We start from the raw sequence: 24,282 nt of genomic DNA, 5'->3' as shown, positions 1-24,282 counted from the left end.
GCGGACCATGAATGCCACGACCGCTCCCGAACTTCCCCAGGGATTGCCCTGGCTCAACGCGCCTTCCGGCTCGCTGCTGGAACAGCGCGGCCGGATCGTGGCGCTGGCTTTCGTCAACGCGGCTTCGGCCTGGTGCGGTCAGCGCCTGAACGAACTGGCCACCCTGCAGGCGCGCCACCTGGGCCGCCTGCAGACCCTGGTGGTCAACGTGCCGCGCTTCGACAGCGAACGGGATCCGCAGGCCGCGCTCAAGCGCCTGCGCCGCCACGGGATCGGTTTCCCGATTGCGCACGACGCCAACTGGGCGGCTTGGCAGGCGTTCGGCATCGACGCCTGGCCGACCGTACTGCTGATTGACGGGGAAGGGGTCATTCGCCATCGACTGGTCGGGGTCGACAACAGCGCCGAACTGGACCGCTCCGTGTCCGCGCTTTGCGAAACCCTGGCCCGGCCCATCGATGACGATCTCCGGAGCCCGCGCGAGAGCCACCCCGAACCCCGCCTGGCCTTGCGGTTCCCGACGGGCGTCGCGGCGACCCCGGAACGCCTGTTCGTCGCCGACAGCGGCCATCACCGCATTCTCGAATGCACCCATTCCGGCCGCGTGCTGCGCCAGTTCGGGCTGGCGGCCGCCGACCTCATCGACGGCGATCACACCCACACCGCATTCCGCAATCCGCATGGACTGGTGGCGGTGCGCGAGTCACTGTACGTGGCCGACACCGGCAATCACGCGCTGCGCCGCATCCATCTGGCGACCGGTGCGGTCGATACCCTGTGCGGCAACGGGCGCGCGGGCGAACCCGTGGAAGGCGTCGTCGGCCAGCCACGCGGCGTCGCGCTCAACCAGCCGCTCGCGCTGGCGGCCAGCAACAATCAGATCCACATCGCGATGGGCGGTGACAACCGGATCTGGAGCTATGACCTCGCCACGCGCGAGCTGAGCGCGCGGGCCGGTTCGGGGCAACTGGAAGTGCGTGACGGCAGCGGGCCCATGGCGGCGTTCGCGCAGCCCGCCGCGCTGGCCGCGGTGCACCAGACGCTTTACGTGTGCGACGCGTTGGGTTCCGCGATCCGTTCGCTGCACCTGCGCACCGGTGTCGTGCAGACGCTGATCGGGCAGGGACCCTGGGTGTTCGGTGCCGAGGACGGGCCGCGCGAGAGCGCGCGCCTGCAACATCCGCAGGGCATCGCGGTCAGCACGGACGCGCCGCAGATGTGGATCGCCGACAGCGGCAACGGCAGCCTGCGCACGCTGCGGCTGGGCGGCGGTGAACTCACCAGCGTGGCGTTGCCGCGCGCCCTGCATGGCCCGACCGGCCTGGCGCTTTCGGAGGGCACGCTCTGGATTGCCGAGACTGACGCGCACGCGGTGTTGCGCTACGACATCACCAGCGGCGAACTGAGCCACGTGCCGATCGACGAATGAGCGGTCGCAAGTCCACGGGTTTCGATGGCAAGGCGTTCGCGGCAGGCTTGAGCCTGGCGCCGGGCGTCTATCGCATGTATGCCACCGACGACAGCCTGCTGTATGTCGGCAAGGCAGGTGCGTTGCGCAAGCGCGTGTCCAGCTATTTCAGCAACACGCCGAAGACGCCGCGCATCCTGTCGATGCTGTCGCAGGTGGCGCGGATGGACGTCACCGTCACCCGCACCGAGGCCGAGGCGCTGCTGCTGGAAAACCAGCTGATCAAGTCGCTCGCGCCGCGCTACAACGTGCTGCTGCGCGACGACAAGAGTTATCCCTACGTCCTGCTGACCCAGGAAACATGGGCGCGGATCGGGTTCCACCGCGGACCACGGGCGATACCGGGCCGCTACTTCGGCCCCTATCCCAGTGCCGGCGCGGTGCGCGAAACGCTGAACCTGATGCAGAAGCTGTTCAAGATTCGCAACTGCGAGGACAGTGTTTTCCGCAACCGGTCGCGTCCCTGCCTGCAGTACCAGATCGGCCGATGCAGCGCGCCGTGCGTGGATCTGGTGGAACCGGCCAGCTACGCCGAATCAGTGCGCCAGGCCGGGCTGTTCCTGGATGGCCGCAGCGATGAACTGACCGGTGAGCTCAGCCGGGCGATGGAGACCGCGAGCGAGCGGCTGGAGTTCGAGGAAGCCGCGCGCCTGCGTGATCTGATCGGTTCGATCCGCAGCCTGCAGGCACGCCAGTACGTGGACGGTCATGCCGCCGATCTGGACGTGCTCGCGTGCGCGATGCGCGGCAGTTCCGCCTGCGTGCTGCTGCTGGCGTTCCGTGACGGTCGCAACCTCGGCACGCGCACGTTCTTTCCGCGCACCAACGGCGAGGAGAACGCGGAGGAAGTCCTGGCCGCGTTCGTTTCGCAGTACTACGGCGAGCAGACTCCGCCGCAGGAAATCATCCTGGACCGGGAAATCCCGGATGCCGAGTTGATCGAGACCGCCCTCAGCACCTCGGCCGGCCGCAAGGTGCAGCTGAAATGGAACGTGCGCAGCGAACGCGCGGGCTACCTGGACCTGGCCCGGCGCAACGCCGAGATTGCGCTGGTGACCGAACTGACCAGCCGTGGCGCGCAGACCGCGCGCAGCGAAGCCCTGCAGGAACTGCTGGGGCTGGCCGAGCCGGCCCAGCGCATCGAATGCTTCGACATCAGCCACACCATGGGCGAGGCCACCGTCGCTTCCTGCGTGGTGTTTGACGCCAATGGTCCGGTTCGTGCGCAGTACCGGCGGTTCAACATCACCGGCATCGAGCCCGGTGACGACTACGCGGCCATGCACCAGGCGATCGAACGCCGTTTCCGCCGCGCGGTGGAAGAGGGCGGGGTGTTGCCGGATGTGCTGTTGATCGATGGCGGCGCCGGCCAGTTGGCGCAGGCCCGTGGCGTGCTGGCCGATCTGGGCGTGGACAGCGTGGTGCTGGTGGGCGTGGCCAAGGGCGAGGAACGCCGGCCCGGCCACGAAACCCTGGTCCTGGCCGATGGCCGCGAGGTCCGGCCGGGCGCGGCTTCTCCGGCGTTGCAGCTCATCCAGCAGGTCCGCGACGAGGCGCACCGTTTCGCCATCACCGGCCACCGCGGCAAGCGCCAGAAGGCGCGAATGACCAGCAAGCTCGAGGACATCCCCGGAATCGGCCCGCGCCGGCGCGCCAGCCTGCTGAAGCATTTCGGCGGTCTGGCCGGGCTCAAGGCCGCGGGCGCGGACGAGATCGCCCGGGTCGAAGGCGTCAACGCCGCGCTCGCCGAGCGGATCTACGCTAACCTGCACGGGTTGCCGGCGCCGATTGCGGGAAACGAGTAGAAAAGCAATGAAGTTGACCCTCCCCACCTGGCTCACCCTGTTGCGGATCGTGCTGATCCCGGTGCTGGTGCTGGTGTTCTACCTGCCGCACAAATGGACCAACTTCGCGGCGGCCTTCATCTTCATCCTGGCCGCGGTCACCGACTGGCTGGATGGCTGGATCGCGCGGCGCTACCACCTGTACTCGGCCTTCGGCGCATTCCTGGATCCGGTGGCGGACAAGCTGATGGTGGCGGTGTCGCTGTTCCTGATCGTGCAGGACAACCCGACCATGTGGATGGCGATCTGGGCGGCGGTGATCGTCGGCCGCGAAATCGCGGTGTCGGCGTTGCGCGAATGGATGGCCGAACTCGGCCAGCGCGCACGGGTCAAGGTGGCCACCATCGGCAAGGTCAAGACCATCGTGCAGATGGTCGCGCTGGGTTGCCTGCTGTACGCCGCCACCCCGGGCCCGGTGGACCGGGCGGACATCTGGCTGGGTGAATGGATTTTCAGGATCGGCGACTGGCTGCTGGCGATCGCGGCTATACTTACGCTCTGGTCCGGTTTCCAGTACCTGCATGCGGCTTGGCCGATTCTGCGGGCCGACGAGAAGAAAGCAGTTGACAGCTCTCGGGATACCGGTAAAATTTCCAACTTCACCACGCGGGAATAGCTCAGTTGGTAGAGCACGACCTTGCCAAGGTCGGGGTCGCGAGTTCGAGTCTCGTTTCCCGCTCCATATTCAGGACAAAACCCCGTTCGCGGGGTTTTGTTTTGTAAGGCGCTTGAAATGGCGCCGAGATTGCGCGAGTCTCGCGCAGTCGCCATCGGCCTGGTGGCAGAGTGGTTATGCAGCGGACTGCAAATCCGCGTACGCCGGTTCAATTCCGACCCAGGCCTCCATCCAGAAGAACCGACCGCATGGTCGGTTTTTTTGTGCCTGACGAACGGAATGGTTCGTGACTTTCCATCCCGCGCCCGCTCAGGCACGCTATCCGCATGCCCGGATGGCGAAATTGGTAGACGCATCGGACTTAAAATCCGCCGGCCGCGAGGCCATCCCGGTTCGATTCCGGGTCCGGGCACGATGACGAAGAAACGGGATTCCGGCGCGGGATCCCGTTTCGCGATCAGGGACTGTCCGGAATCCCGGCAGCGGGGAGCCGCCGGGATGACATTCCCGGGCGCGGGCCCGGGCGACCATTCATCCCCATCGCCAAGAGCCGATATCCATGATCCAGGCACAGAGATGGACAACCTCGCGCTGGGCAGGTCGTTTGATCTTCCTGCTGGTGCTGCTTTCCGTGATCGGCACGGCGTTGCAGACACGGGATCTGGTCGCGCGGCGGTTGCTGGCCTGGACGATCAACGAACAGGGTGAACGGGTCGTTGGCCAGATCGATCTGGTACTCGATGCCGTGAAGCACACCCTGGACGCCGCGGACCGCTCGCCGCGGTCCGACTGCTCGGTCGAGGATCTGCGGCTGTTGCGCACGGTCTTCGCGAGGGCCAAGTTCACCAAGGACCTCGGACGTTTTTCGAATGGAAACCTGTCCTGCACGACCATCCTGGGCGTACTGGCGGAACCGTTGGTTCCCCGGCAGCAGCCGGTGGCGCTGGTGGATGGGTTGACCGCTTACTGGACTGTTCCGCTGTTGTCGGATCCGGATTCGTTCGGACTGGTGACACGGACGGAGAGGTCGAGCCTGCAAGTGGACCTCGACGCGTTCCGGGTGACGAGGTCGCCTGGCCTGTACTACGTGATCGGACTCCGGGACAGGACGACACGCCTGGTCATCGGGCTCAACGCGCAGCGCCTGCCTGGATTCATCGAAGCAGGACGAGTCCGCGGCATCGATGAGGGCACGCGATTCTGTTCGCGTCGATTCCCGCTCTGTGCCACGGTCATCACCACCCTGGAGGCGAGTGAACGCGCACAAAGGGATGCGAGCCGGATGATCGTCCTCCTGGGGGCCGTGCTCGGAGCCGGCCTGGGGTGGCTTGCGCTGGCCGCGCATCGCCGCTGGAGCGCGCTCGCGGCGCGGATGCGCCGGGCGCTTGCGGCGGGAGGATTCACCCTGCGCTATCAGCCCATCGTCGCGCTGGAGACACCTGCACGCGTGGTTTCGGCAGAAGCGCTCATCCGCTGGAGCGACGTTCCGGTGTCGCCCGAAGTGTTCATCGCGGAAGCCGAGCGCACGGGCATGATTGCGGAGGTCACCGCGTTTGTCGTGCGCACGGTCCTGGCGGAGAACCGCGATCTATTCGAGGCCTTCCCGGATTTCCGGGTGACCATCAACGTCAGCTCCCCCGAACTGGTGGATGGCAGCCTGATGGAAACCCTGGACCTTCATTGGCCGCCGGGCCTGCCGCGACGGCACATCGGCTTCGAATTGACCGAACGTTCCACGGCGGAGTTGCGGCACATCCTGCCCGAACTCGAACGCCTGCGCTGGCTCGGCCATCCGATCTACGTGGACGACTTCGGCTCCGGCTACTCCAGCCTGAGCCAGTTGCAGCATTTGCCGATCGACTACATCAAGGTCGATCGTTCGTTGTTGCCGGAAACGGCGCCGCAATTGCAAGGCTCGATCCTGCCCGAGATCCTGGCCATTGCGCGTCGATTGGGGGCGGGCCTGGTGTTCGAAGGGGTCGAGACCGCGGAACAGGCACGCATGCTGGAATACCCGGACCAGGCCGTGCTGGCGCAGGGCTGGTACTTCGGCCGACCCGATACGGCCGAAGCGCTGGCGCGGTCGATGATGTCCGGATCGTCCGGAAAAGCGTGAGGCGATTCCGGGGCCGCCATGTGCCCGCGTTCATCGCCAGCCACGCGCGGGCAGGGACAACCCGATGGCCGGCAGCAACAACAACAGCGCCGACCAGGACAAACTGGCGGGGCCGATGCCCTGAAGCAGCAGCCCACCCAGGATGCCGCCACCGGCGATCGCGATGTTCCAGCCGGTAACCAGCATCGATTGCGCGACATCGGTGGCGTCGCCGGCATTGCGCGTGAGCGCGGTCTGGAACAGGGGTGCCGCCCCGCCATAACCCAGTCCCCAGATCGCGGTCGCCGCCGCGAGCAGCATCGGTGCATCCGGCCACAACGCCATCATCACCGTCGATATCCCGAACAGGACAAGGCTCGCCAGCGTCAGTCCGCGCAGCCAACGATCGATGAGCGCTCCGGCCACGCCGATACTGATGAGCGCCGCGACACCGAACAGCAGCAGATAACGTTCCACCATGGCGTCCGCGCCCGCGATCACGAGCAGGGGCGTGATGTAGGTGTACAGCACGTTGTGCGCGAGCACGAACAGCAGCATCGTCCCCAGGACCTGCGCGACACCGGGCAGGGCCAGCACCCGGCGCAGCCGCAACGGCGCACCCGCCGCCTGACCGGCGAAATCCGGCAGGCACGCGCGCGTCCACGCCAGCAACCCCAGGCTGAGCAACGACATCAGGCCGAAGGTCCAGCGCCATCCGATCGCCTGACCCAGCACGGTGCCGGCCGGAATCCCCAGCGACAGCGCCAGCGGCGTGCCGACCATGGCCACCGCGATCGCGCGGCCCTGCTGGGCGGGCGCGACCATCCGGCTGGCGTGGACGGCCAGCAGCGCCCACAGCAGGCCGGCGCTGATGCCCGCGACAAAGCGCGCGACCAGGGTGACGCCGTAGAACGGCGAAATGGCGGTCACCGAATTGGCCACGGCGAAACCGGCGATGGCCACCAGCAGCAACGGCCGTCGACGCCAATGCCGGGTCGCGGCGACCAGCGGAATCGCCGCCAGCAGCGAACCCAGCGCGTAGACGGTGACCAGTTGTCCCACCCAGGCTTCGCCGACCCGGAGCCCGGCGCTCATGGCCGGCAGCAGGCCGGCCGGCAGGGCTTCGGTCAGGATGGTGATGAACCCCGCGCACGCCAGCGCCAGCAGCCCGGTCCATGGCAGACGCGGTGTCACGCTCGCCGAAGACGCGCTCATCCCACCGCTGCCGTCATAGGCACTCATGCCGCCGCTCCGCGCAAGCCTGCATAGATCGCATCGCGAAGTTCGGTGACGAAAGCACCCGACATGCCCTCGTACAAGGTGTTGGTCAACGCCACCACGCTCAGGCGATGCGGCGGATCCACGAACCAGCTGTGCCCGTAGGCGCCGCCCCAGCGCCAGGTACCGGCGGATTCGGGACTGGCGGCGGCGACGGGGTCATGCAGGACGGAGAAGCCCAGGCCGAAGCCCACGCCGGGATTGTCGGGAGGTCCATGCAGGCCGCTCTGCACGCGTCCCATTTCCGCGATCCAACCGGCCGACAGCGAGGGAACACGAGCTCGACGCAGTGCTTCCAGCAGGCGCATCAGGTCATCGGCACTGCCAACCATGCCGCCGCCGCCGGAAGGGAAAGCATGCAGGTCCCGTGCGCGCGACGGATTGAAACGGATGCCCGCCAGCCCGGGGAAGGGGGAGACGATTTCGCCTTCCTGCAATCGGTGCGGCGGGGTCGCGCCGTCGGCGGTGGCATAGGCGGTGGCGAGCCGCGCCGGATCGAGGGCATGGAATGCGGTGTCGCGCATCGACAGGGGACCGGTCACCGCCGTTTCCACCACCATCGGTAGCGGCTGGCCATCGACGGCTTCCAGCAATGCACCCAGCACGTCGGTCGCCAGTGAATATCCCCAGGCGGTGCCCGGTGCGTATTGCAGGGGGACCTGCGCGATGCGGCGCAGGTTTTCCGCCAGCGATACGGGGTGGTCGTCCATGCCGTCGGATACGCCGGCGCGTGCATGCGGTCCGTCGCCGTCCGGCGCGGGATCCAGGAAGCGGTAACCCAGTCCGGCCGTATGGCTGAGCAGTTGCCGCACGCTGATGTCGGGCTGGCTGCCGTCAGCGAGCGCGGGTCGGAAATCCGGCAGCCAACGCTGTATCGGCGCGTCCAGATCCAGCCGTCTCTGGGCGACGCGCACCATCGCGGCGGTGGAGACGATGGGTTTGCTCACCGATGCCAGCCGGAACAGCGCGTCGCGGTTCATCGGGCGTCGCGCCTCGCGATCCGCCCAGCCGGCGGCGCGTGCATAACGGATCTGGCCGTCAACCGTGATCAGCACGACCGCGCCGACCAGGCGCTGTTCGGAAAGCGCGGCATCCAGTGCGGCGTCGACCGCGGAGGTGAGCAGGGGAATGGGTGACGAAACGACCTGCTGGGTAGGCATGGGGGAATGCGACGGCATGGAGGGTTCCAGGCGTGGAATGAGCCGTCATGGTGGTGACGCTTTGCAGGGCGATAAAGGCGGGTAGAGTTCGCTTCAGCGCGGACAGGAATGTCCGCAATGGGAAGATGTGAATGGAAAGCCTGGGCAGTCTGCAAACTTTCGTGCAGGTCGCGGAGACGCGCGGCTTTGCCGAAGCCGGTCGCGTGCTGGGCGTCTCCGCCGCCGCGGTGGGCAAGAGCGTGTCGCGATTGGAACAGAGTCTGGGAGTGCGCCTGTTCCATCGCAGTACACGCAGCGTGGCATTGACCGCGGAAGGCGAATTGTTCCTGGTGCGCTGCCGGCGGATCCTGGAAGAGGTGGCGGCTGCGGAGGCCGAGCTGTCGCATCACGCGGGCCATGTGCAAGGCCGATTGCGGATCAGCCTGCCGCTGATCAGCGATCTGGCCCTTCCGGTGCTGGCGGATTTCATGCGCGCCTATCCGGACGTGCTGCTGGATCTGGATTTCACCGATCGCGTGGTCGATGTGATCGAGGAAGGCTTCGACGCGGTCCTGCGCGTCGGCGAACCGTCCGATTCGCGGCTGACCGCGCGGCATATCGGCTATTTCCATCGCCGGCTGGTGGCGTCGCCGGCCTATCTGGAGGAACGCGGCACGCCTGGCGAGCCGGCGGATCTTGAGCGACATCTCTGCCTGCAGTACCGCAATCCAAGCAGTGGGCGCATCGAGGGCTGGCCACTGCGCGGCGCGCCGGCGGACCTGCGGGTGCCGGAATCGATGGTGTGCAACAACATCGAAACCCGGGTGTGTTTCGCCAGGCGGGGACTCGGCATCGCCTATGTGCCGGATCACTCGGTGCGCGAAGCGCTGCGCAATGGCGAACTGGTGACGGTGCTGGACGACTACGTGGACGCACCGGGGAATCTCTACCTGCTATGGCCGTCCGGACGCCATGTTTCCCCCAGGCTGCGGGCGTTCGTTGATTTCGTCGGCGAACATCTGCTGCCGACCTGCTGCACCGGCAGGCCGGCAAAATCCTGACGGGCGAAGGAACGCGGCGGCGGCTCTCCGCCGCCGCCACGTCATCCTTTTCAGAACCGGTACTTCACCCCCAGCGAGACGAACTGGCCGCGCAGGTTGTACTGGGTGATGTCGAAGCCGTTGGAACCGCCGGCCGGGTCGAAGGGCGGATCCTTGTCGGTGAGATTCTGCACCGCCAGCGAGAGAGTGGTCTTGGGAATGCCCTGATACGCCACGTACAGATCCAACTGGTGATAGGGCTTGACCTTGTCGCGCAGACCCGGGTTGCTGGCCTGGGTGGAGACGCGCTGATCGTAGCCGGCGATGTACTGAAGGCTGAGCGTGCTTTCCCAATCGCCGGCTTCCCAGCCAAGCGAGGTGGTGCCGCGGTTCTTCGGCAGCGCGCCAAGACGGTTGTTGCCGGCGCCGTCGTAGGGCGCCTGTCCGGCGACCAGCGGCTGCTCGAATTCCAGCAGGTGGGTCCAGCTTCCGGCCAGGATGAAGTTGCCGGCGGCGGCGGTGCGGAAGGTGCGGCTGAAATCCAGATCGATACCGGAGGTCTTCAGTTCACCCTGGTTCGAATACTGGTTGGTGATGATCTGGATGCGGCCCTGCGCGTCGCGGATGACCCGGCCCGGGAACTGGGTGGGATTGTTGACGATGAACTGCGCGTTGTCCGGTTTGATCAGGTTGTCCTGTTCGATGCGGTAGTAGTCGATGCCGATGCTGGTATCGGCGTCCGGCGACCAGACCGCGCCGAGATTGAAGTTCTTCGAACGCTCGGCGTCCAGATCCGGGTTGCCGGTGCGCACGTTGGTGACGCCACGGCTGCCGCCGGGAGAGAGCGGGTCGAATGGATCCACCACGGTGCCGTAGCTGATGGTCTGGCCGGGGGCGATTTCCGGCAGCGACGGTGCGCGGAAACCGCGCGAGAACGAGCCGCGCAGCAGCAGCGAATCCAGCGGCTGCCAGCGCAACGCCACCTTCGGCGAGAAGGCATTGCCGAAGTCATCATAGTGATCCGCGCGGCCGGCCAGTTGCAGTTCCAGGGTCTGGTGCAGCGGCACGCTGAACTCGGCGTAGGCGGCGCTGACCTTGCGCTCGCCCTTGACGATGTTGATGGCGGGGCGAAGTTCGGTGCCGGACAGCACCTGGCGGCTGGTGCGGGCATCGAGTGACTCGCGACGGAACTCGGCGCCCCAGGCGAAGCCGATGGCGCCGGCGGGCAGTTCCAGGAAGGAGGTGGACGCCTTGGCGCTGATCGCGTCCAGCCGGTAGTAACCCGGGCGCTTGGTCTGCAGGCGCAGATCATTCAACGGCGCCGGGGTGTTGGAAGGAGCCAGGAAGTCGTAGCTGCCGTCGGCGAGGATCTGCTCGAACGCATAACGGTTGATGAAGTTGTCGACGTACTCGCGCTGCAGGCTCTGCGAGGTGTCCGCCGCGACTTCCCAGTCCCAGCGCTCGGTCTGCCCGCGCAGGCCGGCCAGGGCGCGATAGAACACCTGGGTGTTGTCCTTCAGGCGTGGGCCGAGATCGAAGAAGGTGTATTCGAACGGCAATGGCACGCCGTTGGGATTGTCGGGGTGGCCGACCGGCAGCGCCACGGGAATGTCCACCAGGGTGCCGGTGGCCGGGTTGTAGGCACGCAGGCCGGGGCCGACGGTGAGCGGCGCGCTGAAGATCTGGTCCGCCTGGTTGTGGCTATAGAGCAGATCGGCGAACAGCTCGGTGCGCTCGCCCAGGCGGAAGGTCGCACTCAGCGATGCCTGGATGCGTTCGGCGCCTGGCTGCAGGGTCTTGTATGGCTGCGCGTTGAAGGCGCAGGCATTGCCGGGCAGGGTGCTGCCGAAATCGCTGTAGGGGCGCAGCACGCTGCCATCCGGGCAGGGAGAGAACGGGGTCGGCTGGCGTGGATTGAGCAGCCAGTTGCCGCCGGCGGTCGACCAGCCCGCCAGGCGGCCGCCGGGCTTGTCGCGGAAGTCGCCACTGCGGGTGAAGGCGCGTTCATCCGCGTCCAGGCGTTCGCGCTTGAGCAGATCCAGGCCGAACAATACGTTCCAGCCCTGTTGCTCGAGATCGCCGAAGCCCAGCAGCAGGTTGGCCTTCTGCTCGTCCAGGCCGCCGCGGGTGGCGCCGCCGACCGCGCCGCCCACCTCGATGCCCTGGAAGTTGCGACGCAGAATGATGTTGACCACGCCGGCGATGGCGTCGGAGCCGTACACCGCGGAAGCGCCGTCCTTCAACACCTCGATACGCTCGACGGCGCTGATCGGAAGCGCATTGAGATCGACGAAGGTGTCCTGGGTGTTCAGGGCGAAGCCGAAGTTGGCCACGCGATAGCCGTTGACCAGCACCAGGGTGTTCTTCGGGCTCAGACCGCGCAGGCCGATCGAGGCCGAGCCGGCCGAGAAGCTGCCGGTGTACTGCTCGTCGTAGCTGTTGCCGGCGTTGGCCGATAGCGAGCGCAGGACGTCGGTCAGGGTGGATTTTCCGGTGCGTTCGATTTCCTCGCGGGTGACGACCTGGACCGGATTGGGCCCGGCGGTGTCGCTGCGTTTGATGTTGGAGCCGGTGACCACGACCGCATCGAGGGTCTTGCCCGGTTCGGCGGCGGGCGTGGCGGCGTCTTCGGCGTGGAGGAGGGGAGAAGTGATGGCCAGCGTGATGGCCAGGGCAAGCGGGGTGGTTCGCGACATCGTAAGGCGTCAAGCAGTGGGCGCATGATTACCGCACGTCGATGCTGCACTGCCGAATGGCCTGGGCTCATCCCCACATAACCGATCGCCATGTCTTTCCGCTTGACCCGCCTTGTCGAATCCTGCCGCCGACGCCCCCATACAGGTGCCGGTCGCACGCCGATGACGGGAGAACATTAAGATGCCCGTGCCGCACGAACCGGCGCGCGCAGCGCCGACGGAAAACCGGTTGCACGGGCAGGGAGCGCGGTGGCCCGGTCCGACGAGGAGCGTGATGAATCGTTACCTGGCCTACGGGCTCTGTATCCTGCTGGCGTTGCTGTCGCTGGCGCTGTCATTCCATTGGCACGCGTGGGGCTGGCCGGCCGGCCTGTTCGGCGCATTGGCGCTGCTGGGCACCTGGGATCTGCTGCAGACCCGCAGTACCCTGCGCCGCAACTATCCGGTGCTGGCGCATTTCCGTTACGGACTGGAATCGGTGGGGCCGGAGATCCGGCAGTACTTCATCGAGGGAGACACCGCCGAGGTCCCGTTCTCGCGCCAGCAGCGCTCGCTGGTGTACCAGCGCGCCAAGGGCGTGATGGACGTGGTGCCGTTCGGCAGCCAGCAGGACGTCTACAGCGTGGACTACGAATGGATCAACCATTCGCTTGCGCCCACCCAGGTGGATTCGCACGATTTCCGCGTCACCATCGGCGCCAACACGGCGCATCCGTATTCGACCAGCGTGTTCAACATCTCGGCGATGAGTTTCGGCGCACTGTCGGCGAACGCGATACGCGCGCTCAACGAGGGCGCGCGGCGCGGCGGCTTCTATCACGACACCGGAGAGGGTTCCATTTCTCCATACCACCTCGAGCATGGTGGCGACCTGGTCTGGGAAATCGGTTCCGGGTATTTCGGCTGCCGGGACGAACAGGGTGGTTTCAGCGAGGAGCGGTTCGTCCAGAACGCGCGCCTGCCGTCCGTGAAGATGATCGAGATCAAGCTGTCGCAGGGCGCCAAGCCGGGCCATGGCGGCGTGTTGCCGGCGGCCAAGGTGAGCCCCGAGATCGCCGCCACCCGTGGCGTGCCGATGGGATACGACTGCGTGTCGCCGGCACGTCATTCGGCGTTCTCGACGCCGGTGGAACTGTTGCAGTTCGTGGCCCGCCTGCGCGAACTCTCCGGCGGCAAGCCGACCGGTTTCAAGCTGGCCATCGGCCATCCCTGGGAATGGTTCGGCATCGCCAAGGCGATGCAGGAAACCGGCCTGCTTCCGGACTTCATCGTGGTGGACGGCGCCGAAGGCGGTACCGGCGCGGCGCCGGCCGAGTTCATCGACCATGTCGGCGTGCCGATGCACGAGGCGCTGCTGCTGGTGCACAACACGCTGGTGGGATTGAAGCTGCGCGAGCGCATCCGCCTGGGCGCCGCGGGCAAGATCATCAGCGCCTTCGACATCGCCAGGACGATGGCGATGGGCGCGGACTGGTGCAACTCCGCGCGCGGCTTCATGTTCTCGCTGGGCTGCATCCAGTCGCAGAGCTGCCACAACGATCGCTGCCCGACCGGCGTCGCCACCCAGGATCCGAGCCGCTGGAAGCATCTGGACGTCGGCGACAAATCCGTGCGGGTGCAGCATTTCCACGACAACACGCTCAAGGCGCTGCGCGACATGCTGTGCGCGGCTGGCCTGGAGCATCCGCAGCAGCTCGGACCGGAGCACATCCTGCGCCGGGTGTCGCCGATCGAGGTGCGTTCGCTGGCGATGCTGTACCGCTTCCTGGAGCCGGGGGAGTTGCTGGATCGGATTCCCGCGCATGCCGTGTTCCAGCAGTTCTGGGCGGAAGCACGCAGCGATGCGTTCAGTCCACCCGCGCGCGTGCGTGCGCTGCAGGACAGCAAGTGCTGATGGCGTGGCGTTGATGCGGGAACGGCATGAGTTGATGCCGATGCGTTAACACGAACTGTGAACGGAAGCTGCGTTTGTCATCGCAATGACGTCAAACGCTAACCGAAATTCAACGTCCCGCTTTGTATCTTACGCGCACGCCCCGCTATCGCTGCGCGCAGGTTCTCTCCAGCCTGCCGCAGCCATCGCGGGCGACCAGACAAGGTGGTGGTGTGTTTCCGGTCCGGGCGATGCCAGGGACATCGAAGGAAAGAACATCGCGCCTTCCGGCGTGTGGTGTGTGGAAGACCCGCCATCCATGTCCTGCCCGCGGGGCAGGCATGGATGGCGGTGGCGGGGCCGGGCGGACACACCGTCGAACGCCGCAAACCGCAATTTCCCTCCGCCGTTTTCTTTCGCTTCCCGCGTCGGCGTCGCGGGCGGGATTTCTCTCAGCGGGATGGCGCCGCGCGTTCATCCAACCATGCCAGCACGCCCTCGGCGGCGCGCAGGCCGCCGGCGAAACAGGCGGTGAGCAGATAGCCGCCGGTGGGCGCTTCCCAATCCAGCATTTCCCCCGCCGCGAACACGCCGGGCAGGGCGCGGATCATCAGGTGTCCGTCCAGCGCTTCCAGGCGGATGCCGCCAGCGCTGCTGATGGCTTCCTCGATGGGGCGCGGACGCAGCAGCCGCAGCGGCAGCCGCTTGAGGGTCCGGGCCAGGGCCACCGGATCCTGCATCGCCGCCCGCTCCATCACTTCGTACAGCAGGGCGGCGCGGACCCCCGACACGCCGGCTTCGCGGCGCAGGTGATCGCTGAGGCTGCGGGTGCCGCGTGGTTTGCCGAGATCACGGCGCAGGCGCTCCTCATCGCGCCCCGGCACCAGATCCAGGTGCAGGATGGCTTCGCCGTCATGCTCGATGGCTTCGCGCAGGGTGGCGGACAATGCGTAGATCAGGCTGCCCTCGATGCCGGTGGCGGTGACGACGCACTCGCCCTGCAGGGACCGCGGCTCGTCATCCACGTCGCGCCAGTGCGCGATCACCGGTTTGAGGGGACTGCCGGCGAAACGGCTGGACAGGTGTTCGCTCCAGCCGATGTCGAAGCCGCAGTTCGCGGGCCGCAACGGTGCGACGTCGACACCGCGCGCGGTGAGCAGCGGCACCCAGCCGCCGTCGGAACCCAGCTCCGGCCAACTGCCGCCGCCCAGCGCGAGCACCACGGCATCGGCATGGACGAGGACTTCGCCCGCGGGGTGGGCGAAGCGCAGCTGATTGTCGTCGGCCCAACCGAGCCAATGGTGCTGCATGTGGAAGCGCACCCCCTGATCGCGCAGGCGTCGCACCCAACCGCGCAGCAGCGGCGCGGCTTTCAGGTCGCGGGGAAACACGCGGCCCGAGCTGCCGACGAAGGTCTCCACGCCCAGTCCCGCCGCCCAGGCGCGCAGGGCGGCGGCATCGAACCCGCGCAGCCAGTCCGCCACGGCCGCCTGGCGGGCGCCATAGCGGGAAACGAACACGGGGAAGGGATCGGAATGGGTCAGATTCAGGCCGCCCTTGCCGGCGATCAGGAACTTGCGGCCGACCGAGCCCTTGGCGTCGTAGAGGTCCACCTCCAGGCCGGCCGCGCGCAGGCGTTCCGCGGCGAACAGGCCGGCGGGTCCGCCGCCGACGATGGCGACGCGGGCCGGAGAAAGGGAAGGGACGGAAGGGGATACGACGGACATCGCGACATTATGCCAAGCCGTCCTCCCGGGCCGGCGCCCACGATGACCATCGGCAGGGGGACGCGGACACCGGGCTGACGTATCGTTGGCGGTCGTCTTCGCTTTCCAAGGGGCTCAATGATGCGGATTCCGCTGATCGCCGGGCAGGCCGGCGCGCTGGTGCTGGGGTTCGGGCTGTGGACCGGCGCGCATGCGCAGGACGTGGCCGCGCCGGCGCAACTGCAGGATTTCGACGCCTATGTCGAATCGGTGCGCAAGCAATTCGACGTGCCGGGCATCGCGGTCGCCATCATCCAGGACGGCAAGGTGGTGCTGGAACGCGGCTACGGCGTGCGCGAGCTGGGCAAGCCGGAGAAGGTGGACGAGCACACCCTGTTCGCGATCGCCTCCAACACCAAGGCCTTCACCGCCGCCTCGCTGGAGATGCTGGCCGACGAGGGCAAGCTGGACATGGATGACCGGGTGATCGACCACCTGCCGTGGTTCCGGATGTCCGACGCGTACGTCACCCGCGAGATGCGCATCCGCGATCTGCTGGCGCACCGCAGCGGCCTGGGCCTGGGCGCCGGCGATCTGCTGTACTGGCCCACCACCCGCTACACCAACCGCGAAGTGGCCGAACGCCTGAAGGATGTGCCGCTGGCCGGCGGTTTCCGCGCGCAGTACGCCTACGACAACATCCTGTTCGGGGTCGCCCAGCTGGTGATCGAACAGGTCAGCGGGATGAGCTACGAGCAGTTCCTGCGCAGCCGCATCTTCCAGCCGCTGGGCATGGCCCAGACCCGCTTCAACAGCGATGCGCTCAAGCCGGGCGACAATGTCGCCACCGGCCATGCCAAGGCCGATTTCAAGGATCTGCAGCCCGCGCCGCGGATGACCTGGTCGAACGTGGCCGGCGCCGGTGGCATCTATTCCAGCGTGCATGACATGACCCGCTGGATGGGCATGCAACTGGCCGGCGGCACCTACACCGACAAGGATGGCCGCCAGCAGCAACTGTTCACGCCGAAGCGGCAACGCGACATGTGGTCGATGATCACGCCGATTCCGGTCTCGGAGCCGAAGATCGAGACGCTCAAGCTGGCCAGGCCCAACTACCTGGGCTACGGCGAAGGCTGGATGCTGTCGGATTACCGTGGCCAGAAACTGGTCTGGCACACCGGCGGCTGGCCGGGCATGGTCTCGCGCGTGACGCTGGTCCCCGAGCGCAAGCTGGGCGTGGTGGTGCTGACCAGCCAGGAAGTCGGCGCGGCGTTCAACGCGGTGACCCTGCGTGCGCTGGATGCGATGCTGGATGCGCCGAAGACGGATTGGCTGGCGGCCTACGCGGAGGCGGTGGCCAAATCGCAGGACAACGCCGACGAAAGCTGGCAGAAGCATCTGGCCGCGCGCGACGCCAAGTCCACGCCCTCGTTGCCGCTGGCGAAGTACGCGGGCACTCTGCGTGATCCCTGGTATGGCGACGTCGTGATCAGCCAGGAGGGCGGCAAGCTGGTGCTGCGTTTCAGCAAGACCGCCGAACTGGTCGGCGATCTGAGCCACTGGCAGCATGACACCTTCGTGGTGCGCTGGCGCGAGCGCTGGCTCAACGCCGATGCCTTCCTCAACTTCGCGCTGACGCCGGATGGCGAAATCCGCGAGGCGCGGATGGAGGCGATTTCACCCCTGACCGATTTCAGCTTCGACTTCCACGACCTGCGGCTGACGCCGGTGAAGAAGAAGTAGGCCGGCTTCCCTTCCCCTGTGGGAGGATTCCGGATCAGTGCGGCTTGACGTCCAGCAGTTCCACTTCGAAGACCAGCGAGGCGTTGGGCGGAATGACACCGCCCGCGCCATCGCGGCCATAGGCCAGATCGGAGGGAATCAGCAGCACGCGCTTGCCGCCGACCTTCATCCCGGCCACGCCGTCGTCCCAGCCGCGGATGACGCGTCCCGCGCCAAGCAGGAAGGTGAACGGTTCGGCGCGATCCACCGAGCTGTCGAACTTCTCGCCGCGCTGAGTGGGCACCCGCTTGTCGTAGAGCCAGCCGGTGTAGTGCACGGTGACGTCCGAGCCCTTCGTGGCGACGGCGCCGGTGCCGACACGTTCGTCGATGCGCTGCAGTTCGGCGACGCTGCCGCCCGGAGGCGGTCCCGGATCGGCGCAGCCGGCCAGCAGCAGAAGGGCGAACGGCATCAGGAAACGGCGCATGGAGGCATCCGGTGGAAAAGATGCGTCGAGGTTACTCGATCAGCCACCGCCGTTCAGTCCTCCAACGCTCATCGGGCCCGCGATGCCTGTTTGGCGTACGGCGCCCGACCGGTCTTGCAGTAGCATGTCGGCCCCTGCCACATGGAATCCGGGCCTGGCCCGATGTCGAAACGACTGTTCAATCTGCGCGGCGTGCCGGACGACGAGGCCGGCGAGATCCGCGAGCTGCTGGAGCGCGAAGGCCTGGCCTGGTACGAGACGCCGCCCAGTCCGTGGGGCATCTCGCACGGCGCGCTGTGGTTGTCCGATGCGAAGCAGTATCCGCGCGCCAAGACGCTGCTGGACGATTACCAGCGACAGCGCCGCGAGCGCGCGCGCGACGAGCACGCGCAGGCGGTGCAGGCCGGCACCGCGCAGACGTTCGCGCGGCTGCTGCGCGAACGCCCGGTATTCGTGCTGGTCACGCTCGGCGCGATCCTCTTCATCCTGGCGTTGACGCTGGCCCTGCCCTGGTTGCTGCTCGGCTGAACCGCGCGCCTGCGCACCTGCGGCTCACCCGTTCCGGGGAGGCGGCAGGCGCCGCTCGTACTCCGCTTCCAGCCCCTCGTGCACCCGCCAGAAGTTGCGCGGTTCGCGACCTTCCAGGCGATCGAGCAGGATGCCCAGATGGGCATGCCAGCCACCGGCGACGCTGACCATTTCCTCGCGATCGCGCAGCTTGCCGTGGATGACCGTCAGCAGCACGCGGTCGTCCCGTGGCTCCAGTTCGAACAGCACTTCCGAGGTGCTGCCATCGCCTTCGCCCCAGGTATAGCCGAGCCGGCGCGGTGGTTCACAGACGGTGACGCGCCCCTCCATGCCCACACCGTCTTCCATGCTCTGGTACTTGGCCGGCGCGCGGCCGGGCTCGGCGGACAGGCTGGCGTGATGGAAGAACAGATGCACGCGGCCGCCGACACGCAACTCCATGTCGCCGCGTGCCATCCATTCACCCCGCTTGTCCGATTCGGTCAGGTAGGCCCAGACCCGTTCGATCGGGCCCGGCAGCGAGCGCTGGATGCGCAGGGCGTCGGTGGCGATGGGCTGGCCGTAGTCGTTGTTCATCGGTGCATCTCCTCTTGGGGCGGACGTGCCTCGTGCGACAGCGTCCGTGAGCGGTGGCGGGAATCAGAACAGGCGATGCAGGGCGTCGAGCATCGTGGTCCAGCCCTGCCGGGTGCGCGGTGCGTAGTCGGCCCATTGCGCGGGCAGGGTGTGGGTCAGGGTCAGCAAACAGCCTTCCGGCGTGGCGGCCAGATCGATGGCGACCGTGCTGCCGTCGTCATCGGATTCGCCACGGATGGCCCAGGTGAAGACCAGCCGGTGCGGGCGATCGATTTCCAGATAGGTGCCGACGTGATCGATGCGTTGGCCCTGGCGCTCCACCAGGAACGAGAAACGGCCGCCGATCCGCGGTTCGGTCCGCAGATGCAGCACGGTTTCCGGGCGCACATCGGGACCGAACATCCAGCGGCCCAGCCAGGCCGGATCCAGCCAGGCATCGAAAACCGCTTCGGGGCGGGCGGCGAAGGCGCGGCTGACCTGCACGTCGACGGTGGGGTTCATGGCGTCTTCCTGCGCGTCGGAGGGGAGGCGGGGGAAGGAGGCACCGGCGTGTCGGCGAGCGCTTCGGCCAGAGCGTCCAGGCGTTCGTTCCAGAACTGTTCGTAGAAGCGCAGCCAGTCCTGGCCGGCGGCGAGCGCTTCGGGTTGCAACCGGCACAGGTGGGTGCGCCCCTGCACGGTGCGGGTCACCAGGCCGGCCCGTTCCAGCACCTTGATGTGTTTGGACGCGGCCGCGAGCGAGATCTGGAACGGAGCGGCGAGCTCGCCCACGCTGCGTGCCTCACCGCCGAGGCTGCGCAGCATGCGCCGGCGGGTGTGGTCGGACAGGGCGTGGAACAGGCTGTCGAGCTGGGCGGGAGGATATTCAACCATAAGGTTGATGATTCGCCCTCCGAAATGAATTGTCAACCATTTGGTTGAATTATTCCCGGATGCCGGCGGGCGACGGGACGGGCGCGGGTAAAATGCGCGGATGATCGTCAACATCGCCGCCTATCACTTCACCGCCATCGATGCCCCCGAGTCCTTCGCCGATGCGCTGCGCGCGCGCGGCGAGGCGCTGGACCTGCGCGGCACGGTGCTGGTGGCCGGGGAGGGCATCAATCTGTTCCTGGCCGGTGGCGAGGCCGCCATCGAGGACTTCCTGGCGCCGCTGCGCGCGGACCCGCGTTTCGCCGGCCTGCGGGTCAAGTACAGCCACAGCGCGGGTTCGCCGTTCGCGCGGCTGAAGGTGAAGGTGAAGCCGGAAATCATCAGCTTCCGTCGCGACGACGCTTCGCCGCTGGCCGCCCGCGCGCCGGCGGTGTCGCCGGCAACCCTGCAACGCTGGTTGCGACAGGGCGGCGTCGACGACGATGGCCGCAAGGTGGTCCTGCTGGATACCCGCAATGCGCAGGAAGTCGACCACGGGACGTTCACCGGTGCGTTGACCCTGCCGATCACCCGCTTCACCGAACTGCCCGAGGCGCTGGCGCCGCATCGCGACGCACTGAAGGAGGCCACCGTGGTGAGCTTCTGCACCGGCGGCATCCGTTGCGAAAAGGCCGCGCTGTGGATGCGCGCCGACGGCATGGACAATGTGCTGCAACTGGACGGCGGCATCCTCGGCTACTTCGAGGAGGTTGGTGGACACGGCTACGACGGCGGCTGTTTCGTGTTCGACGAACGGGTGGCGCTGGATCCGGAACTGAAGCCGCTGGCCGCCGGAAAGGCGTGATCGCCATGCGGGCACTGCGCTATGACAACGCATTCGTGCGCGAGCTGCCGGGTGATCCGGAGCAGGGACCGCGCCGACGCGAGGTGCTCGGGGCGCTGTGGTCGCCGGTGACGCCGACGCCGGTGACCGCGCCGCGCCTGATCGCATGGTCGCGCGAGATGGCGCGGACGCTGGGCTTCACTGAAGCGGAACTGGCGGACCCGTCGTTCGCGCAGGTGTTCGGCGGCAACGCCGTCGAGCCGGGCATGCAGCCGTTCGCGGCGAACTATGGCGGCCATCAGTTTGGCGCCTGGGCAGGCCAACTCGGCGATGGCCGCGCGATCACCCTGGGCGAAACCCTGGACGCGCGCGGACAGCGCTGGGAGCTGCAGCTGAAAGGCGCTGGACCGACCCCGTACTCGCGCACCGCCGATGGCCGCGCGGTGCTGCGCTCGTCGATCCGCGAGTTCCTGTGCAGCGAGGCGATGCACCACCTCGGCATTCCGACCACGCGTGCGCTGAGCCTGGTGGCGACGGGCGAAGCGGTGGTCCGCGACATGTTCTATGACGGACACCCGAAAGCCGAGCCCGGCGCGATCGTCTGCCGGGTGGCGCCCTCGTTCCTGCGTTTCGGCAACTTCGAACTGCCGGCTTCCCGGGGCGACGTGGATCTGCTGCGGCGACTGGCCGATTTCTGTATCCAACGGGATTTCCCCGGGCTCATCGGGACAGGCGAAGCGCTGTATGGCGATTGGTTCGCCAGCATCTGCGAGCGTACCGCCCGCCTGATGGGAGAGTGGATGCGGGTGGGTTTCGTGCATGGGGTGATGAACACCGACAACATGTCGGTGCTCGGCCTGACCATCGATTACGGTCCGTACGGCTGGATCGACAACTACGACCCGGACTGGACACCCAACACCACCGATGCCGCCGGCGGACGTTATCGCTTCGGCTGGCAGGCGAAGGTGGCGTACTGGAACCTGACCCGGCTGGCGCACGCGCTGTCGCCGCTGTTCGGTTCGGTCGAGCCGTTGCAGGACGGTCTGCAGCGCTACGCCGACGCCTATGCCGCCGCCGATCGCGAGACCACCGCGCGCAAGCTCGGCCTGGAAACGCATCGCGATGGCGACACCGAGCGGATGCGCCGCCTGCACGAACTGTTGTGGAACGGGGAAGTCGACATGACCCTGTTCTTCCGCGCGTTGCTGGACGCCGATCTGGCCGCGCCGGATCTGGAACACTTCGATACGGCCTTCTATGACGCGGGACGGCGCGACGCCATCGGCGCGGAACTGCTGGACTGGCTGCGCGGGCTGGGCGAACGCGTGGCGGCGGACAGCCTGCCATCCGCCGCGCGCCGCGAGCGGATGCGCCTGGCCAATCCCCGCTACGTGCTGCGCAATTACCTCGCCCAGCAGGTGATCGACCGCGCCGAAGCCGGCGACGAGAGTGGCATCGCCGAACTGCTGGAAGTGATGCGAAGGCCCTACGACGACCAGCCCGGAAACGAACGCTTCGCCCTGCGGCGACCCGATTGGGCACGCGAGCGCGCCGGCTGCTCGATGCTGTCGTGCAGCTCCTGAGCGCGGCTCCTTTTAGCCGGGTCCTCGGACGCCGTGGTCGTCCGCCAGCAGGTGCGGCGCGACCAGTTCGCTGAACCAGTCCGAGAACGCCAGTACCCGCGCGGTGCGCTGGCGCCGATGTGGGTAGACCAGCGACAGCGGCATCGGCGCGGGCCGCCGGTCCGGCATCACCTCGACCAGGCGTCCCTCGTCCAGCAGATGCTGCACGTCGAAGCGGGGCACCTGGATCAGGCCCAGCCCGGCCAGGCAGGCGGCGATGTAGTTCTCCGCATTGTTGACGGTGACCGTGGCCGGCGCGTTCACGCTGAGCGGGACGCCGTGCGCGGTGACGTAGTCCCATTCCGCGGCGCGCGAAGCGCTGGTGATGGAGTAGCCGATGATCCGGTGCAGCGGCGCCAGATGATCCGGATGTTCCGGGTGACCATGCGCCTGCAGGTAGGCCGGACTGGCGCAGTTGATCAAGGCGAGCTTCCCCAGCGGGCGCACCACCAGGCTGCTGTTCTCCAGTTCGCCGACGCGGATGGCGCAGTCGATGCCTTCCTGCACCAGATCGACGAACCGATCGGTCGAGCCCAGGAACACTTCCAGTTGCGGATGCCGGGCGAGGAACTGGTCCAACTGCGGCATCAGCAACCGCCGGACGATCCGGCTCGGGGCATCGATGGACAGCCGGCCCGAGACGCGCGAGCGGCGGTCGCGGAACTGCGCTTCCAACTCCTCCACGTCGCTGACGATCGGGCGGATGTGCTCCAGCAACTGGATGCCGTCGGCGGTGAGCTGGGTCTGCCGGGTCGTCCGGTGGAACAACCGGGTCCCCAGGCTGGACTCCAGTTGCTGGATGGCCGCCGAAACCGTCGCGCGCGGCAATCCCAGGGCCTTGGCCGCGCCGATGAAGCTGCCGAGTTCGGCGACCTGCATGAAGATCTGGTAGCGATCGATTCTGTCCATGGCACGTGTGGTCAATCGACGCCGCCAGTATGGCGGCGCGGCGGCGGAAACGTCCAAGCCGCCTGAAGACGTTGGAGTGGGCCGATGTGAAAGGCGGCCGGCGGCAGTGGCGCCGCCGACCGCGGAGGTCACGCCGGCGCGGGCTTACTTGGTGGTATAGCCGCCGTTGATCAGCAGCGTCTGCCCGGTCACCCACCAGCCGTCGCTGACCAGGTGGCGGATGAACGGCACCACGTCCTGGATGTGGGTGAGCCCGGTGGGAGTGAAGGCCGACAGCGCGGCGGCGCTCTTGTGATAGGCCACCGCGTCCGCGCCCTCGGCCGGATAGAAGAACGGCGTGTCCATCGGTCCCGGTCCGACCGCGGTCACCGAGATGCCGCGCGCACCGAACTCCTTGGCCGCCGCGCGGGTGAAGTGTTCGACCGGTGCCTTGGTGCCGGCGTAGGACGAGTAGAACGGCGTGAACGCGCCCAGCAGCGACGTGACCAGGGTGCAGATCTTGCCGTTGTCGTTCACGTGCTTGCCGGCTTCCTTGAGGAAGAAGAACGCGGCCTTGCTGTTGACGGCGGTCATTTCGTCGTACTCGGCCTCGCTGATCTCCACCATCGGCTTCTTCAACACCTTGCCGACGGTGTTGATGGCGATGTCCGGCCGGCCCACCGCCGCGACGGCGTCGGCGAACAGCTTCTCGACCGCGGCCGCGCTGGTCAGATCGCCCTGCAGCGCGACGGCCTTGGCGCCGGCGGCCTGGATGGCGGCGACGGTCCGGTCGGCGTCCGCCTTGCTGGCGGCGCTGTTGTAGTGGATGGCCACGGCGCCGGCGCCATGGCTGGCCAGGTCGGTGGCCAGCAGGCCGCCCAGATTCTTGGCGCCACCGGCGATCAGCACGGTCTTGCCCTGGATGGAGTGATCGGTCATCGGAAATTCCTGCGGGTTGGGGAAGCCGCAGTCTAGGAGCGCCACCCCACGCGCATCAGCCGGG

General features: G+C 67.3%; 20 protein-coding genes and 3 tRNA genes. 13 read left to right on the top strand and 10 right to left on the bottom strand.

Annotated elements, in window-relative coordinates; all coding sequences use genetic code 11:
- The first annotated feature begins 7 nt into the window (after positions 1 to 7).
- The 7 genes from AC3DEZ_RS04055 to AC3DEZ_RS04025 all read left to right on the top strand — a co-directional run bounded on the left by AC3DEZ_RS04055 (position 8) and on the right by AC3DEZ_RS04025 (position 6,044).
- The gene (locus tag AC3DEZ_RS04055; protein WP_488387089.1) at positions 8 to 1,429 is read left to right on the top strand and encodes a redoxin domain-containing protein; all 1,422 of its coding nucleotides are present in this window, start codon (positions 8 to 10) and stop codon (positions 1,427 to 1,429) included.
- Complete coding sequence (gene uvrC, locus AC3DEZ_RS04050; protein WP_488387088.1) at positions 1,426 to 3,273, top strand: excinuclease ABC subunit UvrC; 1,848 nt, start codon at positions 1,426 to 1,428, stop codon at positions 3,271 to 3,273. The genes AC3DEZ_RS04055 and uvrC overlap by 4 nt, the downstream gene beginning before the upstream one ends.
- 7 nt (positions 3,274 to 3,280) lie before the next feature.
- The gene (gene pgsA, locus AC3DEZ_RS04045) at positions 3,281 to 3,928 is read left to right on the top strand and encodes a CDP-diacylglycerol--glycerol-3-phosphate 3-phosphatidyltransferase (protein WP_488387087.1); all 648 of its coding nucleotides are present in this window, start codon (positions 3,281 to 3,283) and stop codon (positions 3,926 to 3,928) included.
- A tRNA-Gly gene (locus AC3DEZ_RS04040) sits at positions 3,919 to 3,994 on the top strand. The genes pgsA and AC3DEZ_RS04040 overlap by 10 nt, the downstream gene beginning before the upstream one ends.
- Positions 3,995 to 4,084: 90 nt before the next feature.
- Positions 4,085 to 4,158 (top strand) — tRNA-Cys (locus tag AC3DEZ_RS04035).
- Positions 4,159 to 4,256: 98 nt separating this feature from the next.
- Positions 4,257 to 4,340: transfer RNA gene (locus AC3DEZ_RS04030), tRNA-Leu, on the top strand.
- Between the two features lie 147 nt (positions 4,341 to 4,487).
- A complete protein-coding gene (locus AC3DEZ_RS04025; protein WP_488387086.1) occupies positions 4,488 to 6,044 on the top strand; it encodes an EAL domain-containing protein in 1,557 nt (518 codons plus the stop codon).
- 30 nt (positions 6,045 to 6,074) lie between these two features.
- Here the strand turns inward: AC3DEZ_RS04025 and AC3DEZ_RS04020 are convergent, their stop codons facing one another.
- Both AC3DEZ_RS04020 and AC3DEZ_RS04015 read right to left on the bottom strand, forming a co-directional pair.
- Complete coding sequence (locus tag AC3DEZ_RS04020; protein WP_488387085.1) at positions 6,075 to 7,265, bottom strand: MFS transporter; 1,191 nt, start codon at positions 7,263 to 7,265, stop codon at positions 6,075 to 6,077.
- On the bottom strand, positions 7,262 to 8,461 hold the full coding sequence (locus tag AC3DEZ_RS04015; RefSeq protein WP_488387084.1) for a serine hydrolase domain-containing protein: 1,200 nt from the start codon (positions 8,459 to 8,461) through the stop codon (positions 7,262 to 7,264). The genes AC3DEZ_RS04020 and AC3DEZ_RS04015 overlap by 4 nt, the downstream gene beginning before the upstream one ends.
- Before the next feature lie 131 nt (positions 8,462 to 8,592).
- Here AC3DEZ_RS04015 and AC3DEZ_RS04010 point away from each other — a divergent pair, with 131 nt between their 5' ends.
- Entirely contained in the window at positions 8,593 to 9,501 is a 909-nt protein-coding gene (locus AC3DEZ_RS04010; RefSeq protein ID WP_488387083.1) for a LysR family transcriptional regulator, read from the top strand.
- Between the two features lie 50 nt (positions 9,502 to 9,551).
- On the opposite strand, the gene AC3DEZ_RS04005 is transcribed toward AC3DEZ_RS04010, so the two are convergent.
- Positions 9,552 to 12,176 carry a TonB-dependent receptor gene (locus AC3DEZ_RS04005; RefSeq protein ID WP_488387082.1) on the bottom strand — a complete coding sequence of 875 codons (2,625 nt, stop codon included), beginning with the start codon at positions 12,174 to 12,176 and terminating at the stop codon, positions 9,552 to 9,554.
- 274 nt (positions 12,177 to 12,450) lie between these two features.
- Between AC3DEZ_RS04005 and AC3DEZ_RS04000 the strand changes: the two genes are divergently transcribed.
- Positions 12,451 to 14,070 carry an FMN-binding glutamate synthase family protein gene (locus tag AC3DEZ_RS04000; protein ID WP_488387081.1) on the top strand — a complete coding sequence of 540 codons (1,620 nt, stop codon included), beginning with the start codon at positions 12,451 to 12,453 and terminating at the stop codon, positions 14,068 to 14,070.
- 431 nt (positions 14,071 to 14,501) lie between these two features.
- Here AC3DEZ_RS04000 and AC3DEZ_RS03995 read toward each other — a convergent pair whose 3' ends face one another.
- Positions 14,502 to 15,776, bottom strand: coding sequence for a TIGR03862 family flavoprotein (locus tag AC3DEZ_RS03995; RefSeq protein WP_488387080.1), 1,275 nt, complete (start codon positions 15,774 to 15,776; stop codon positions 14,502 to 14,504).
- Between the two features lie 120 nt (positions 15,777 to 15,896).
- On the opposite strand from AC3DEZ_RS03995, the gene AC3DEZ_RS03990 reads away from it, so the two are divergent.
- Positions 15,897 to 17,501 carry a serine hydrolase gene (locus AC3DEZ_RS03990; RefSeq protein WP_488387079.1) on the top strand — a complete coding sequence of 535 codons (1,605 nt, stop codon included), beginning with the start codon at positions 15,897 to 15,899 and terminating at the stop codon, positions 17,499 to 17,501.
- Positions 17,502 to 17,535: 34 nt separating this feature from the next.
- On the opposite strand, the gene AC3DEZ_RS03985 is transcribed toward AC3DEZ_RS03990, so the two are convergent.
- A complete protein-coding gene (locus AC3DEZ_RS03985; protein ID WP_488387078.1) occupies positions 17,536 to 17,967 on the bottom strand; it encodes an FKBP-type peptidyl-prolyl cis-trans isomerase in 432 nt (143 codons plus the stop codon).
- A gap of 162 nt (positions 17,968 to 18,129) precedes the next feature.
- Here AC3DEZ_RS03985 and AC3DEZ_RS03980 point away from each other — a divergent pair, with 162 nt between their 5' ends.
- A complete protein-coding gene (locus AC3DEZ_RS03980; protein ID WP_488387077.1) occupies positions 18,130 to 18,495 on the top strand; it encodes a DUF6164 family protein in 366 nt (121 codons plus the stop codon).
- A 24-nt stretch (positions 18,496 to 18,519) separates the two neighbouring features.
- Here the strand turns inward: AC3DEZ_RS03980 and AC3DEZ_RS03975 are convergent, their stop codons facing one another.
- The 3 genes from AC3DEZ_RS03975 to AC3DEZ_RS03965 all read right to left on the bottom strand — a co-directional run bounded on the left by AC3DEZ_RS03975 (position 18,520) and on the right by AC3DEZ_RS03965 (position 19,943).
- Positions 18,520 to 19,071, bottom strand: coding sequence for an SRPBCC family protein (locus AC3DEZ_RS03975; protein WP_488387076.1), 552 nt, complete (start codon positions 19,069 to 19,071; stop codon positions 18,520 to 18,522).
- A 63-nt stretch (positions 19,072 to 19,134) separates the two neighbouring features.
- Positions 19,135 to 19,572 carry an SRPBCC family protein gene (locus AC3DEZ_RS03970; protein ID WP_488387075.1) on the bottom strand — a complete coding sequence of 146 codons (438 nt, stop codon included), beginning with the start codon at positions 19,570 to 19,572 and terminating at the stop codon, positions 19,135 to 19,137.
- The gene (locus AC3DEZ_RS03965; RefSeq protein WP_488387074.1) at positions 19,569 to 19,943 is read right to left on the bottom strand and encodes an ArsR/SmtB family transcription factor; all 375 of its coding nucleotides are present in this window, start codon (positions 19,941 to 19,943) and stop codon (positions 19,569 to 19,571) included. The genes AC3DEZ_RS03970 and AC3DEZ_RS03965 overlap by 4 nt, the downstream gene beginning before the upstream one ends.
- A gap of 100 nt (positions 19,944 to 20,043) precedes the next feature.
- On the opposite strand from AC3DEZ_RS03965, the gene AC3DEZ_RS03960 reads away from it, so the two are divergent.
- Positions 20,044 to 20,787, top strand: coding sequence for a sulfurtransferase (locus AC3DEZ_RS03960; RefSeq protein WP_488387073.1), 744 nt, complete (start codon positions 20,044 to 20,046; stop codon positions 20,785 to 20,787).
- Between the two features lie 5 nt (positions 20,788 to 20,792).
- Positions 20,793 to 22,352, top strand: coding sequence for a protein adenylyltransferase SelO (locus AC3DEZ_RS03955; protein WP_488387072.1), 1,560 nt, complete (start codon positions 20,793 to 20,795; stop codon positions 22,350 to 22,352).
- 12 nt (positions 22,353 to 22,364) lie between these two features.
- Here the strand turns inward: AC3DEZ_RS03955 and AC3DEZ_RS03950 are convergent, their stop codons facing one another.
- Both AC3DEZ_RS03950 and AC3DEZ_RS03945 read right to left on the bottom strand, forming a co-directional pair.
- Positions 22,365 to 23,300, bottom strand: a complete 936-nt coding sequence (locus AC3DEZ_RS03950; RefSeq protein ID WP_488387071.1) for a LysR family transcriptional regulator — start codon at positions 23,298 to 23,300, stop codon at positions 22,365 to 22,367.
- Between the two features lie 144 nt (positions 23,301 to 23,444).
- Positions 23,445 to 24,218, bottom strand: a complete 774-nt coding sequence (locus tag AC3DEZ_RS03945) for an SDR family oxidoreductase (protein WP_447101885.1) — start codon at positions 24,216 to 24,218, stop codon at positions 23,445 to 23,447.
- Between the last annotated feature and the right edge of the window lie 64 nt (positions 24,219 to 24,282).

It is taken from the genome of Pseudoxanthomonas sp. 134C1, from assembly GCF_057773065.1.
The sequence above is the reverse complement of the archived record's forward strand: the minus strand, read 5'-3'. Positions and strand labels throughout refer to the sequence as shown.

What these genes read in the sequence shown, in the direction of transcription:
- AC3DEZ_RS04055 (WP_488387089.1), top strand. Translation starts at nt 8, where the DNA reads ATGAATGCCACGACCGCTCCCGAACTTCCCCAGGGATTGCCCTGGCTC.
- uvrC (WP_488387088.1), top strand. Translation starts at nt 1,426, where the DNA reads ATGAGCGGTCGCAAGTCCACGGGTTTCGATGGCAAGGCGTTCGCGGCA.
- pgsA (WP_488387087.1), top strand. Translation starts at nt 3,281, where the DNA reads ATGAAGTTGACCCTCCCCACCTGGCTCACCCTGTTGCGGATCGTGCTG.
- AC3DEZ_RS04025 (WP_488387086.1), top strand. Translation starts at nt 4,488, where the DNA reads ATGATCCAGGCACAGAGATGGACAACCTCGCGCTGGGCAGGTCGTTTG.
- AC3DEZ_RS04020 (WP_488387085.1), bottom strand. Translation starts at nt 7,265, where the DNA reads ATGAGTGCCTATGACGGCAGCGGTGGGATGAGCGCGTCTTCGGCGAGC.
- AC3DEZ_RS04015 (WP_488387084.1), bottom strand. Translation starts at nt 8,461, where the DNA reads ATGCCTACCCAGCAGGTCGTTTCGTCACCCATTCCCCTGCTCACCTCC.
- AC3DEZ_RS04010 (WP_488387083.1), top strand. Translation starts at nt 8,593, where the DNA reads ATGGAAAGCCTGGGCAGTCTGCAAACTTTCGTGCAGGTCGCGGAGACG.
- AC3DEZ_RS04005 (WP_488387082.1), bottom strand. Translation starts at nt 12,176, where the DNA reads ATGTCGCGAACCACCCCGCTTGCCCTGGCCATCACGCTGGCCATCACT.
- AC3DEZ_RS04000 (WP_488387081.1), top strand. Translation starts at nt 12,451, where the DNA reads ATGAATCGTTACCTGGCCTACGGGCTCTGTATCCTGCTGGCGTTGCTG.
- AC3DEZ_RS03995 (WP_488387080.1), bottom strand. Translation starts at nt 15,776, where the DNA reads ATGTCCGTCGTATCCCCTTCCGTCCCTTCCCTTTCTCCGGCCCGCGTC.
- AC3DEZ_RS03990 (WP_488387079.1), top strand. Translation starts at nt 15,897, where the DNA reads ATGCGGATTCCGCTGATCGCCGGGCAGGCCGGCGCGCTGGTGCTGGGG.
- AC3DEZ_RS03985 (WP_488387078.1), bottom strand. Translation starts at nt 17,967, where the DNA reads ATGCGCCGTTTCCTGATGCCGTTCGCCCTTCTGCTGCTGGCCGGCTGC.
- AC3DEZ_RS03980 (WP_488387077.1), top strand. Translation starts at nt 18,130, where the DNA reads ATGTCGAAACGACTGTTCAATCTGCGCGGCGTGCCGGACGACGAGGCC.
- AC3DEZ_RS03975 (WP_488387076.1), bottom strand. Translation starts at nt 19,071, where the DNA reads ATGAACAACGACTACGGCCAGCCCATCGCCACCGACGCCCTGCGCATC.
- AC3DEZ_RS03970 (WP_488387075.1), bottom strand. Translation starts at nt 19,572, where the DNA reads ATGAACCCCACCGTCGACGTGCAGGTCAGCCGCGCCTTCGCCGCCCGC.
- AC3DEZ_RS03965 (WP_488387074.1), bottom strand. Translation starts at nt 19,943, where the DNA reads ATGGTTGAATATCCTCCCGCCCAGCTCGACAGCCTGTTCCACGCCCTG.
- AC3DEZ_RS03960 (WP_488387073.1), top strand. Translation starts at nt 20,044, where the DNA reads ATGATCGTCAACATCGCCGCCTATCACTTCACCGCCATCGATGCCCCC.
- AC3DEZ_RS03955 (WP_488387072.1), top strand. Translation starts at nt 20,793, where the DNA reads ATGCGGGCACTGCGCTATGACAACGCATTCGTGCGCGAGCTGCCGGGT.
- AC3DEZ_RS03950 (WP_488387071.1), bottom strand. Translation starts at nt 23,300, where the DNA reads ATGGACAGAATCGATCGCTACCAGATCTTCATGCAGGTCGCCGAACTC.
- AC3DEZ_RS03945 (WP_447101885.1), bottom strand. Translation starts at nt 24,218, where the DNA reads ATGACCGATCACTCCATCCAGGGCAAGACCGTGCTGATCGCCGGTGGC.